This window comes from Ruegeria sp. ABV4_181 (assembly GCF_056158465.1).
In genome coordinates this window covers 2,951,230-2,963,057 of the sequence record NZ_JBSWTI010000002.1, presented here as the reverse complement: position 1 = coordinate 2,963,057, position 11,828 = coordinate 2,951,230, and the positions used below count along the sequence as shown (strand labels likewise).

Below are 11,828 nucleotides of genomic sequence, written 5' to 3'. Positions count from 1 at the left end.
GCAAAGCGTGCTCAACTGTTTCCCTCACCCCTCAAAGTCCTCTGCATCCTCCGCAATGGCATCAATGGACACGTCCTCAGCGGTTGGCTTGTCCTGCTTGATCCGCGGCGCTGCCTTCTTCCATGCAGACAGGTTTGCGCCGACATCACCATAAAACAGAGGAACGACTTCCTCTAAGTCGGATATGAAGTTGGCCTGTTGTGTGAACCGCCCGCCAAGACGCTTGGATAAGAAAACGTGGAAGCCGTGTGTAACGAGATGATCTTTGCCGTCTTGGCAGATATCAATGTCTTCCCGAAGTTCTGAGACCAAGTGCTGCGTCGGCTCGCTGGCACCAGGCCAAAGCAGGCGGATATACAGCCCATCCATGTTATCGACCTTGATCTGCCGAAGAAGCCAATTCAGCCTGGCTTTTGTCGATTTCTTATCTTCTGGAGCTCGGATTGTCATACCGACGTCAACGCACCGCCGCTTGAGATCTGCGGTGACTTCGATAGGGGCGGCCGTGTTCGGCACATCCAATGTGCATTGGAGCTGATGGTGCTCGCGAAGCATCAGTAGCTCATCCTTTTTTCGCTGAGCTGGATCATTGATGTGCTTGCGCGACAGTTTCTCACTAACGGACGTTTCCACTAATCGGCTCAAGATTAGTGATAGGTCTCGGGTTTCTTGGTGCCAAGCGTCGACTACAATCTGTGCCTCCGGCGACCGCGCTGGAATGACACCGCCAGACGACACCAGTTTGTTGAGATCGCCCCATTCTTTGGGCATCCTATGGAAGCCCTGCACACCAGCGCTCTCATGGTTGAGGAAGCGCCTAAGCTCATTCAGCAACAGTAGTTGGTCCTTGTCCTCGACCTGCTCATTGCTGATCAGCAATTCCGCAGTCGTGACCACATGCATCCACGACCAATGATACACGGGAATCTTGGACCTGCTCTTCCTAACTTCCTCAACAGGGTGCGCAGTCGGCGTAGTCGCGAATTGATTGGATATCGTGATAACGCAATCGACGCCATTCTCTTTGGCAAGAGCACGGTATCTTTCAATTTGCTCAGCATCGAGGGTGTTGTTCCCAACTTTGGTTTCTATAACGGCCTTCCACTCACGGGACCCAACCTTCAGAACAATCAATCCGTCGGGCCGATCTTTGATTGTCTTTGATTGGTTCTTGAATACAACCTCAGTGAACGCATGTACCTGAGCACGTTTCCCGCGCTTCTGACCTACTGATTGAAGCAAAGCGGCTCCCAACTCTTCAATCTGAACCATACAGGCCAGCACAATAGACGTTGTGCGACCTTCCTTTGAGGTGGTTGAGAGAACGGGGAACAAACGGGCGGCTTCGCCTTGAGCCAGGTAATCTGGCAGCTTTTCAGTCATCTATTCGCCTACAACTTGAAATTGAATGTCATGTCTCAAATAGACAGTTGCAGCGGCTTTCCGTCAAGTTTTCAATGAAGTACCGTTCTCAAAACAAAGGGGTAAAAGGCCTCCAGCATGCTTGATAGACCACGCTCTTATGGGAGAAACGCATTTCAATGAAGTTTCATTCTGATTGGGACTTGACCCAATGGCAATCAGTTGAACGAGTTGCCAACAATGACTTAACGCGGGTCGTTGCGTTGGTGCCAATCATTGGCTACCTGATCCTTTTCAACGACCAAATCGCGGAAATAGCTTCATTTCGGATGATCGCAGGTGTTGAACCGGGTGAGGAAACGCCGTTTTTTCTATCTGGTATCGCCAAAATGAGGTTGGTTTTCTTTGGTAGTCTGCTTCTGCTGATCTCCAATTTGATTTTTAGGGTCTTTCGGCCACAGGTTTTAGAGCTTGCGAAAGGAGATATTGAGTTTGCGGCAAGGGTTGGAGAACGCTATAGCATACACGAGCTTGCGGACATGGAAATTCGCGTTTTTTCCGATCATTGGAAACCGAGATTGCCTTTGTTTTGGAAAGTGCACGACAAGTTCCGGAGCAGGAAGCCGGTGGTTTCAGGTTACCGACCTGATGTGCGAGCAATCATGTTTAACAAGCATGGCGACTATATCAGTTATCTCGCACGAGAATGGTGGACTGGCGAGATGCATACATTCCGATTGGCGCGCATCGTATCACTAAGTCTGGGCAGCACTGGAATCCTCTTACTGGCCATTCCAACACTGGACATAACACAGGCCGTGGTCGGAGACGTTTTTTTGAAGTCTTGGTAGCTTGGTGGGCATCTGCAACTAGTGTTCGCTCACAAACGAATGTCCGCTCTGGGCTGAAGCAAACCTTTGAGCAAGCGCAGCATGTTAGCTTTTCTGCCGCCAGACCTCGTTGCGGACGGCGCAAACCGGACATCGGCCAAGTGAACAGCATGCTGCAATTGCAACACGGTTTTAGGACACTCACCGCAGAACAAAGTCCTCGCCCCATCCATTGCTCGGATGCGGTCCAATCTTCTTCCCATAGTGTAGAACCCAGCAGCGGTGCAACCTCCCCAATGATGACGTTCGACTACTCACAAAACTTAGGATAAAATCGAAATAACCGGCACATATCGCACGTCGGCTTTTGTCGGCACTAAGAGCGAGGAAGAAGGGGATGAAAAGACCAAAGCTGCTTTTCACTTCCCTAACCGGTGCTGCGTTGCTCGTTGGTTCATCCTATTTCTTAATACAAACATTTGGATCGACTCTTCGAGGGGCCACGCAGTTTTCAAAATTTCCAGTGCAATCAGAGATTTTTATTTCAACGCATTGCTTTGATGACAATGTCAGCATCATCCCTGGTATAGCAGTTTCCCAATCTCAGCCCACACTTTGGGTTAGCATCGGTGTTTCGGCAGCCGATGTAACGGAAAGCGGATGTGAGGCGATAAACATCTCCTCTCAGAGGTTTTCTTTCGAAAATCCAATCTTCTACTCCGGGCTGCTTCATGATGCATTCGGTTATTTGGGCGAGCTTCCTTCGCCGGATGCGTTCCGCATTCTAGAAACCACAGACGACGGTTATGGCACCAACAACTTCACTTTCGCATTCCAACCTGGGAGCATTCAAAATCAGGCGTTCACAATTCAAATGCCCATGAATGGATTTCTAACTCAGACCGATGTTGATACATGGGCTTTTGATACCAAAATAGTGGTCGAAAATTCTAGTGGAGGCCTCTTTGGCTGGCCGCACTTTAGCTTCATCGTAGAAAATGATCTCTCGATTTTGGAGACAAACGTTGTTCCTATTGTTCAGATAGACCCGGAAGATGTACGCGTATATCGCGCGAATTTAGAGGCTCATCAGAACGATCCTGGAGAGAGGCTAGAAGGTCGGTTTCGACTGAACGCTCAAGATCGCGATGCAAAAGTTTGGCGTGATATCTCAATTTTTCTGGCATCAACGATTTTTGGCGCGTCAATTTCTGTACTCATTGAATGCTTCCTTAGTTTAGAACTCTATCGCATATTCGTTCGTGAACAGGATGTCGCTGGAGTAAAATTCAAGTCGCTGCGAGGTAGGAAAGCCAACCGCAAAACTGGTCGTTGAGGTTAGTTAAGTGAGCGAAGCATATTTTCGCGACTAAGCTTATGGGATGTTGCGCCTCTTGCCAATCCGCCCATCGCTGCCACTTATCCAACAAACGGAGGGTGCGGTGCGATCCGTCAGAGAAGACATTCGCTGCGATTGCAAATTCTAAGCCGTGGCAAACTAGCAGAACGCGGGACGAAGCTGCCGTTCTCAGGCAAATTTGAAAAGGGCGGCTTCGTGAAACGGGCCTTTCGCAGCTCCGTCAATCTTCGCAGGTTTCTTTAATTCACGAACCATCGCTTGCATTTGAGGCCGCCGCGAACCGAGACAACCCGCCATCCATTCGGAAGTTGAATGCTGCATTGCGGCTTCCCAGAAGGGGGTATTCGACCGGATTCTACCTCGGGCTGCCAAAGGACCTATCTTCGACGAACCCCACCCAAGGCTTCACATGACGTCACTGAAGTTGAACCTTGAGCCAGGCTTGGCATGTTTGGAGATGAATTCAAGAACTTCACCAAATTCTTCGACGACCTTCGGTCGCTGGTCTTTGAACAGGCCTAGCTTTGGTTGCTTGTCGATCAGGTGGGTGCGTAGCTTATAAAGCGTAGTTCGAGCGACGTCAGTATCCTGCCAAACTCCTTCTGCCAACATCAGATCATTAGTCCTTTCAAGATGCTCAGGGAATTCGATGAGTTCCATGTTGACGTTCAGATCTGTGTTGTCGATCATCTCAGTGATAGGCACACAACCTATCTCGCGCATGATTTTGTCTAAACGAGATCGCGCGCTATAAAGCGCCTCAAGATCGGATTTAGCGCTGCACAACTCAGCTTCGTTAGCAATATTTGCCCAAAGAACATGTCCCATGGAGGTCTCGTGCATCCGTCATGTGGCTTTTCTATGACAGCTTGCTTGTTGGTAACTTTCTTTTTTCTTACCTTCAGGACTTGTGGCTGCGCGTACTAGGTGTTTTCAAGCGATGCTTTCGGCAAACAAAAACTCCATTTATCAGTCAAACAAGACGATGTGCGGGTTAGGGGAACTAGGTGAGGTCATTCCCAATAGGCGCAACTTGGTGGAGCTGCTGTTCGTCTTCTTGCAGCACCAATTTGTTTTGAGCGCGGAGCTGTGACTAGACCCGGTTTGGCGACTGACTGCCATTCGGTCAAGGTTGCTATTGGATCAACGTCCGCGTTCGCTTTTCACTTCGTTCTTCATCGAAGCTTTCATGCTGGTTGGTTTTTCATTCTGCCGCTAGTCTGAACGCCATGGCAATCGAACCTAGACTGGATATTATCGGGGCAGCGTTAGGCGACCCCAGCCGCTCCCGCATACTTTGCGAGTTGATGGATGGGCGCGCGTTTACAAACAAGGAGTTGGCCTGCGCGGCCGAAGTCAGCCCACAGACCGCGAGTGCGCATCTGAAACAATTGGAAATCGCCGGTCTGACGTCTTCGTTGCGCAGTGGGCGGCATGTTTATCACCGAATTGCGAATGCTGACGTTGCGCAGGTATTGGAAAGACTTGCCAGTCTTTCTCCCATGGATCATTTATTCCGACCCGGTCAGACCGTCAGCGATACTTTGCACGCACGTAGCTGCTACAATCATATTGCTGGCAGGCTCGGCGTTTTGATGAAAGAGCGCCTGGTCGCACTTGATGTGCTGATCTTGCGCGAGGAGGCTTTGATGACAGGTTCACGCTATCGTGGGTTTCTTGACGATATCGGAATTCAGCCTCCGCTAGTCTCGGCAGGCAAACCACCGGCAAAACTCTGCCTAGACTGGACAGAGCGGAGGCATCATATTTCTGGGCCTCTCGCCACGGCCCTCTTAAAAAAATTTTTGGAAGCACATTGGCTTCAACGCCGAACCGGCAGCCGCTCCCTAACCATCACGGATAGCGGCTACGACGTGCTGGATCGCAAGTTCGGTTTGGGTAAGAAATTGATTAACAGCGAAACTGGGGATTGAAAGTTCGGTCGATATCGAACCTTATTCTCCCGCATCTGCGATGATACCGGCTATTCCAAAAAAAGATGCTGTTGGAGAAGCCCATGACACTACCCAATCTTGATAGCGACAGGTTCATGCAAGAAAACGGTTTGCGGATCGTCGTTCAGGTGCCCGATACCCATGCGCAAAAAATCGTAGATGCTGTACTGGTCGAGGAGCCCCTCACGTACGGCGACTACGATTGCGTCACATTTCGAACTGCGCCGGGCATTCAGCAATTCAGATCGCTTGGAAGCGGGCGGAACGTGGCAACCGAAAATGTAGTCGAAGTGCCCTGCGTAGAGCTATCGTTCTTTCTAGGTGATACCGAGGCGAAGGCCGTGCAGGCTCTCGAGCATATCTATTCATCACACCCCTATGAAGAGCCAGTAGTCTTCGTGGAACCGTGTGTTCGCACCCTCCATATTCGCGGAATAGACGAGGACAACCCCAACAGGTTCTGGAACAACATAGCCGATGACTGGGTGCCGGAAGAACATCGGTAGAAGCTGTCGAAGCAAAGCTCAAACTGTTACTATAGGCCAGACATTCGTTAAATCCTAACGAACGAGCAGGTTGAGCTCAGGACCTGCGATTCTCTGTGATCCCTTCGTTAGGCCGGTCGCGGCCAAATCGGCCTTGGTGTGCCTGAGACAAAAAAGGGTGAAAAAAGCTTGGGACGGAAGTTCGTCCGTAGTCGTTGTCGAGTTGTTTTTTGCAGACATCTCAACAAGTGAACTTAATGATGAGGTTTGCGCTTGTCATGAAGCTCTGATTAGCTGATTTCATAGGACGTTAGTGAAAGATCAAATTTTAAAGAATGAATCTCGCAATTCGGGAGACTAGACGCATGGGGCTTCTTTTTGATCAAGGCTACTGGCGAAACGTGGCGAATGAAATGTGGGCTCTTCGGCCGATGCGAACGGAGCCTATGCCTGCTGAGGACGCCGTAGAGATTCTTGTCATCTGTTGCAAAGCACTGACTGACTTAGTCAAAGATAGCAACTTCGACTCTGACCTCGAAAAAATTGCGGAAATAGTTAGTGAAAACGAAAACCCTGAACTGGGGTTTGACGCTTACCTAGAAGAGTTTGGACGTGCAGAAGTGGCAATTGCAATGCAAGCTGGAGTGGAGCCCGAACCTGCACTTGCGATGGGAGGATTTGCGCGACACATGGTCGGCCTCCTCTCCCAGGAAGAAGCACGTGGCTTTGACCCCGAGCAGTTTCGCGAACTAGTCGGCCTCTCGCAACATCACGCCTGCGAGGGGGCAAAAAGTCAGAAACACGCGTTAGACCCGATCTCAGACCAACCAGTTTGGAGCAGATGCTGGCGAGCAGCCAAAGGTTTAACAATTGTCACCACAAACGTGGGTGTTCCTACCGGCCTGGCAATCATAGAGCCATTTTCTGCGGCTGGTATTGGATGGCTCGTCGGTCGCTCGACTAAAGCTGGTGAAAAGATGCTTAAGGAGGCTTGGAAAGGTGCCTATTAGTAAACAAACACGGGCGCTGTGCTCCTTCGCAACTCCGTTTGGCAGCCTTTATCAAAGGAAAGCTCACCCTTGATCGGCTGGCAAACGAATTGATTGCATCAATTCATCATCATCAAGCCAGCGAAGCGCCTCCTCTGGCCGTGCTACGAATGGGTTCTTTATGCTATGAAGTGACTGAACCCAGACTCCGTAGTCCAGCTCCCAAGGCGTACAAGGATCCATCTTCGCGTAGTTTCGAAGTGTATCAATATGGCGATTGTAGAGTTCGCGAATGTCGTAGACGATCACCATGTACAGTATTGCTCGGGCAAGATCGCCGCGTGTTCGCGTCGGAATCACCCACTCATTTTCATGATCAAGACCAAATGTTCGATACGCGTCCGGATTTAGGTGAACATTGTAAGGTCGTTTGACTTGGTCATCCTCCCAATCAAACACCCAACTACCTCGCTTTGAGTTTAGGTCGCGCTCAGCAGGTACGAAATTGTACGGGTTTACGGTTGCTCCACGGCGAACATCTTGGCTCGCGCCCATTGAGTTAAGGTAGCTGCGCAAGAAGCTCTGAGGAATTATGTGCTCTATCGAGTATTGCTGCTTCTGGTGCAGTGTGGAAACTGGAATCGCTCCATACGCTGACTTGACCCAACCATAGTTGTTGTCAAAGAAAAACGACCAAAAGTTCGTCCATTTGTCGCTTCCACTCCAAGACTTGTAACTTTCATGACTTGTAAAAACACCACCAGCCTCCTCGATGAAAGCATCGCGACCGCCTGCCGGAACCATCACAAATGGGGCGACTGGTTCTGGCGGCTCAGTGACCTCAAGCCCATCTAGTTCAAAGGGATCCAGGCCTATAAACTCAAGCGTAGCCACTACCTGCCCGTGATCCGATTGGCGCTTATCGCCGACACCATCACTCTTCAGATGCTGATTGAAAACGTCACATGCTGTTACGCGTGCGCGATGACCAGGATTGCGCCCATTTAAAGCATTTGAAACAAGGATGTAGTCTAAGACACCGCCTTTTCCCCTAAAGAAGTGTGTAGGTTCACGATCATCATCAAGCTGAGGTGCCAGCGTCCACGCATCCTTGAAGCGATGGTCATGTATCATACTCAGAACGCCGGGTGGCCAAGAGCTTTGAGGCTGTTCATCGATCTCGTAGATGTTCCCGCGCATTGTAATCGCTTCCAGAGGGATTGAAGCCGGATCATCATTTAAGTCGCCCAAAACAACGATGGGGGTTTCAGCGTTGCTCGCTATTTCATTGGTCATTGCGTGGTAGAGAGCTGTGGCTTCTGCGCCCCGCTGTAGCAACGACGCCGTGTGCCCACGCGATGTTGCACGCATGGTTTCTCTGGTTTTCACGGTCCAATCGGCATCAGAAACATCCGGCATATCAGCGATTGGGCGCTTTGACTTGAGATGGGCAACGTAGACGACCAGATGTCCATGTACAGGAAGAGTAACAACTGCCCGCAGTGGTGTCCGACTAAATCTGAAGTCATCTGAGACAGGGAGCTGTTCTGTCAAAATAGGATCCACCGAAACAGCCGACGCGTGCGCAACCGGGTGGCGCGAGGCCAACGCAACAATGGGTCCGACGAAAACCCGATCATTTTCTTCACTTACCGTCGGTACATCTGCCGTTACGAAGTGCTCGTAGCCCGCAGCTAGGCAGAGCTCACGTAGCTCTTCTACCTCAAAGATTTCCTGGAAGCCCACTACATCGGCATCCATCTCGTGCAACTGATTGGCTATCCAAGCTTTTTTATCTGCCCAAGCCGCTGCGTTATGAGTATTTCGCGGGATTTCCTCGTACCAAAATGTGCCTGGCCTTGCGAATTGATAAAGGTTGAAGGTTGCTAGCTTGACCATCTAAACTTCTCCTCAATTTCCTAAAGTATGCAAAAAAAGTACATGGGACCAATCCCTGCAATCAACCATTACTTGTGCTTAGTACGAATATGTTAAGCAACTTTGGAGGTTGTAGGATGCTTGTCGGGGCGCTCAAGAAATCGCTCAAAGCGCTAGTGCGGTTAGTGTCAATCGCGGGCGGTTCGCGCCCTTGAGTTCGCATTTGGGGAGGAGTCTCCCAGCACTGCTCTGTAAGAAAATCCTCCAGACCACCGAGGATCCGTCAAACAAGGAAAATGCTGTTAATATCCAACAACCTAAGGGATTGACTGGAAATCTACTCTGGACAACTAGTCCTCATCGGCGTTCCGAAAAACGGCGACAAGAGGCAGATGGTCAGAGTAGCTTTTCTTAAACTCACACAAGTCACCATTCGCGAAGACCTCGTGGGCCGGTATGAGTTCGACAGTGTCTTCGATGTATTCGGTAGTTGAAGCTCCAATGGACATTCCGTCCAAGAAGTTTCCCTTTCTGCAAGATCTATTGATATGCGACCAAACTTGTGAGTTGCCGGAAAACGGTTCGATCTCCGATGAAATGAAGCGCAACTTGCCTTCGGGATTGAGATTTTCAAAGTTCTCTGGATCGCGCTCTGGGTCCATATTGTAGTCACCCAGAACAATCACATCTTTCTCATTCGGCAGAATCTCTGCCTCGATAACTGACCAAATCTTTTTTACTTGTTCGTTCCGGAGTGGCCGACTTGAGTACCCACCTGATTTCAAGTGAACGGCAATGGCCGTGAAGTCAAAGCTTCCTACAGTGAAGCTAGCTTGCAAAGCCTCCCGTTTGTTTCGCGGCTCGTAACCCGTATTGCTCAACAACTCCACGTTGGTTACGGAAATCCCGCACTTATGGATAAACCCTACATTCATCTTGGTATCAGGTGAGGGCTGGGATCGATATGTATACTCGTAACAATGCCCGAGGTCCCGTAACTCTTCGGTAATTCTGCGAAACCGGTTGTTCGGCGCCACTTCCGAAACTGCCAATACATCAGGTTCGATGTATGCGATCACAGCCGCGATATTTGGGATGCGCTCATCCTTGATGTACCGAAATCCTGAAGAGGAGGAATTAGCAAGAACATTCCAGGCACCAATTTTGATGGTTTGTGCAAACCCCATTGTAGAGAAAGACATAAAGACTGCCGCGACGCAGGCCACCAGATTATACATAATAGAACCTCATGAAATCACTAAAACACTATACAAACTTTTTAGCCTTGGAAAAAAGTTTACGGCATTGACGAGAACGGTAGCAACCTGAGTTGTCGACGATGAAGCTACCCGACAAGTTGCATATTTGCGCACTGAGGCTCAAGTTTCTCTGTTTACCGGGAAGCCATTGCGAAACGATCCCTATTGACCTCTGGAAAGGCCTCAAAGCACCGAGGATGAGCGAAGGCAGCAGAGGAGCGAAACCCAAAATGCGGAGTCATCTCACGGCTCCATTCCAGCCATCGCCTTCAAACAAATTTTGACCACATACGGTCGTCTAGCGAAGTCTCGCACTAAAATAGTGGGGCCTCACACCTGGTCACTTAAGAGGAATAGAGGGCAATTTGGTCATTTCTTTCGCCGTCGGTTAGCAAGTCTCTCAATGCGGCGTTGTCGTTCTAGTGCCCTAGAATTGTGAGAAATAGAGAAGGTTGAGGCGCTGGGTGGTCTTGGGAGTGATGACGATGATTGGGTTGAGGTCGATATACTAGCGCGCGCCGCGGTGGCCAGACCAATCCACTGCAACGCCAGAAACGCCTCAAAGACTGCGGATGCCCCAACACCGATCAGTGTCGAAAGTCCGATGATAGCGGCTTCCCGGTAGCGTTGAGTCCCCACTCTAACCAAAGACACATCCACTTGAGTGTCCGCTGGGAGTTTCTCCCAATGACTGGTCCTTGTGAGACGGTCGACGGATGCAAACTGGGGAGGCGGTAAAATGTTTGCGTCTGAAATGCGCGGCGTTTTGAGATACAATTCAAATTGGTCGGAACCTGGGCGCCGGCCACCGAATTCCGCATGGACATAGGTACGTGCGTGAACGGAAAGCGTAAAGCCCTGTCTAGTAAGGCCATCTTGCTTAGAGATTTTGGGGACTCGAAGGTAGTAAGTCACGGTTTTGCCATCGAAGCTCTGTAGGTCACCGCGCGATGTAAGATCGGTTTCAAATCCGCTTGAAAAGAATTCAGCGTCAAATGATGCCGCGGTATCGCGCGCCCTTGCAGTCAGAAATTCACCGGTCGTCCAGTTTTTTCCATCCGTCACAACCGGGAGAACCAAACTTGGATCGATTCTTGAGCGCCTGACAGATTCCACTGGACGGTTTACGTTTACGACAAGCGACTGGCACGTTGTCTTCTCACGTCCTAAGACTTTTGCTTTTACAACGATTTCGTTGTTACCACCGGGATCCTCCGTAAGCTCAACGGTCCAATCTACGGTGCGTATCAAGTCTTCCAGACCGGAAGACGACGGCGCATCTAAATCTTCGTAGCAGTAGGCATGAGCTCGAATTTCAATGTGGTTTGGGGCCTTGAAAGGAGAAATGCCTAGTATCCATGCAATGCCGCAAGCACTGCCCAAGCATATGGTGGCGCCCAGAACGAGCGCAATCACTGCCCGCCGCCGAAGGGCCGCTGGCGTTTCTTCCAAGTGTGTTTCAGGTCTTGCCATCTGGAAATTGGGCGCAAAAATTTGGGTGGGTTCACGAAATCAAATTCTATTCTCGGACAAATCGCTTTTGATGCCAACAGGTTTCAACTGCCGTTTTTTGGGGTCGCTGCTGTGTGTAAAAAGCGGGAACTCGCTGACTTGTTGAGTTGACAGCATCGGTTCTGAAGTCGCTTTCGAGTACCACGGGAGGTGACGGACTGTCGATGGAAGACACGCTCATGGACAAAAACCAGATAA

Annotated in this window: 10 protein-coding genes; 5 read left to right on the top strand and 5 right to left on the bottom strand. The window is 50.1% G+C overall.

The window, feature by feature from the left end; translation table 11 throughout:
* Positions 1 to 24 precede the first annotated feature (24 nt).
* A complete protein-coding gene (locus tag ACXAC3_RS14665; protein ID WP_475161558.1) occupies positions 25 to 1,383 on the bottom strand; it encodes a hypothetical protein in 1,359 nt (452 codons plus the stop codon).
* A gap of 158 nt (positions 1,384 to 1,541) precedes the next feature.
* Here ACXAC3_RS14665 and ACXAC3_RS14660 point away from each other — a divergent pair, with 158 nt between their 5' ends.
* Together ACXAC3_RS14660 and ACXAC3_RS14655 are read left to right on the top strand one after the other, a co-directional pair.
* The gene (locus ACXAC3_RS14660) at positions 1,542 to 2,213 is read left to right on the top strand and encodes a hypothetical protein (RefSeq protein ID WP_475161555.1); all 672 of its coding nucleotides are present in this window, start codon (positions 1,542 to 1,544) and stop codon (positions 2,211 to 2,213) included.
* Between the two features lie 376 nt (positions 2,214 to 2,589).
* Positions 2,590 to 3,528, top strand: a complete 939-nt coding sequence (locus tag ACXAC3_RS14655) for a hypothetical protein (RefSeq protein ID WP_475161553.1) — start codon at positions 2,590 to 2,592, stop codon at positions 3,526 to 3,528.
* 429 nt (positions 3,529 to 3,957) lie between these two features.
* Here the strand turns inward: ACXAC3_RS14655 and ACXAC3_RS14650 are convergent, their stop codons facing one another.
* Positions 3,958 to 4,380: a hypothetical protein gene (locus tag ACXAC3_RS14650; RefSeq protein ID WP_475161550.1), complete on the bottom strand. Its 423-nt coding sequence runs from the start codon at positions 4,378 to 4,380 to the stop codon at positions 3,958 to 3,960.
* 401 nt (positions 4,381 to 4,781) lie between these two features.
* On the opposite strand from ACXAC3_RS14650, the gene ACXAC3_RS14645 reads away from it, so the two are divergent.
* From ACXAC3_RS14645 to ACXAC3_RS14635, 3 genes are all read left to right on the top strand, one after another.
* Complete coding sequence (locus tag ACXAC3_RS14645) at positions 4,782 to 5,486, top strand: ArsR/SmtB family transcription factor (RefSeq protein WP_475161548.1); 705 nt, start codon at positions 4,782 to 4,784, stop codon at positions 5,484 to 5,486.
* Positions 5,487 to 5,569: 83 nt separating this feature from the next.
* The gene (locus tag ACXAC3_RS14640; RefSeq protein ID WP_475161546.1) at positions 5,570 to 6,013 is read left to right on the top strand and encodes a YqfO family protein; all 444 of its coding nucleotides are present in this window, start codon (positions 5,570 to 5,572) and stop codon (positions 6,011 to 6,013) included.
* Positions 6,014 to 6,357: 344 nt separating this feature from the next.
* Positions 6,358 to 7,002: a hypothetical protein gene (locus ACXAC3_RS14635; RefSeq protein WP_475161544.1), complete on the top strand. Its 645-nt coding sequence runs from the start codon at positions 6,358 to 6,360 to the stop codon at positions 7,000 to 7,002.
* A gap of 63 nt (positions 7,003 to 7,065) precedes the next feature.
* Here the strand turns inward: ACXAC3_RS14635 and ACXAC3_RS14630 are convergent, their stop codons facing one another.
* The 3 genes from ACXAC3_RS14630 to ACXAC3_RS14620 form a co-directional block, all read right to left on the bottom strand.
* Positions 7,066 to 8,880: an endonuclease/exonuclease/phosphatase family protein gene (locus ACXAC3_RS14630; RefSeq protein ID WP_475161542.1), complete on the bottom strand. Its 1,815-nt coding sequence runs from the start codon at positions 8,878 to 8,880 to the stop codon at positions 7,066 to 7,068.
* A gap of 329 nt (positions 8,881 to 9,209) precedes the next feature.
* Positions 9,210 to 10,097 carry an endonuclease/exonuclease/phosphatase family protein gene (locus ACXAC3_RS14625; RefSeq protein ID WP_475161540.1) on the bottom strand — a complete coding sequence of 296 codons (888 nt, stop codon included), beginning with the start codon at positions 10,095 to 10,097 and terminating at the stop codon, positions 9,210 to 9,212.
* Between the two features lie 390 nt (positions 10,098 to 10,487).
* Positions 10,488 to 11,534, bottom strand: a complete 1,047-nt coding sequence (locus ACXAC3_RS14620; RefSeq protein WP_475161539.1) for a hypothetical protein — start codon at positions 11,532 to 11,534, stop codon at positions 10,488 to 10,490.
* Positions 11,535 to 11,828 lie beyond the last annotated feature (294 nt).

What these genes read in the sequence shown, in the direction of transcription:
- ACXAC3_RS14630 (WP_475161542.1), bottom strand. Translation starts at nt 8,880, where the DNA reads ATGGTCAAGCTAGCAACCTTCAACCTTTATCAATTCGCAAGGCCAGGC.
- ACXAC3_RS14655 (WP_475161553.1), top strand. Translation starts at nt 2,590, where the DNA reads ATGAAAAGACCAAAGCTGCTTTTCACTTCCCTAACCGGTGCTGCGTTG.
- ACXAC3_RS14625 (WP_475161540.1), bottom strand. Translation starts at nt 10,097, where the DNA reads ATGTATAATCTGGTGGCCTGCGTCGCGGCAGTCTTTATGTCTTTCTCT.
- ACXAC3_RS14635 (WP_475161544.1), top strand. Translation starts at nt 6,358, where the DNA reads ATGGGGCTTCTTTTTGATCAAGGCTACTGGCGAAACGTGGCGAATGAA.
- ACXAC3_RS14665 (WP_475161558.1), bottom strand. Translation starts at nt 1,383, where the DNA reads ATGACTGAAAAGCTGCCAGATTACCTGGCTCAAGGCGAAGCCGCCCGT.
- ACXAC3_RS14660 (WP_475161555.1), top strand. Translation starts at nt 1,542, where the DNA reads ATGAAGTTTCATTCTGATTGGGACTTGACCCAATGGCAATCAGTTGAA.
- ACXAC3_RS14640 (WP_475161546.1), top strand. Translation starts at nt 5,570, where the DNA reads ATGACACTACCCAATCTTGATAGCGACAGGTTCATGCAAGAAAACGGT.
- ACXAC3_RS14645 (WP_475161548.1), top strand. Translation starts at nt 4,782, where the DNA reads ATGGCAATCGAACCTAGACTGGATATTATCGGGGCAGCGTTAGGCGAC.
- ACXAC3_RS14650 (WP_475161550.1), bottom strand. Translation starts at nt 4,380, where the DNA reads ATGGGACATGTTCTTTGGGCAAATATTGCTAACGAAGCTGAGTTGTGC.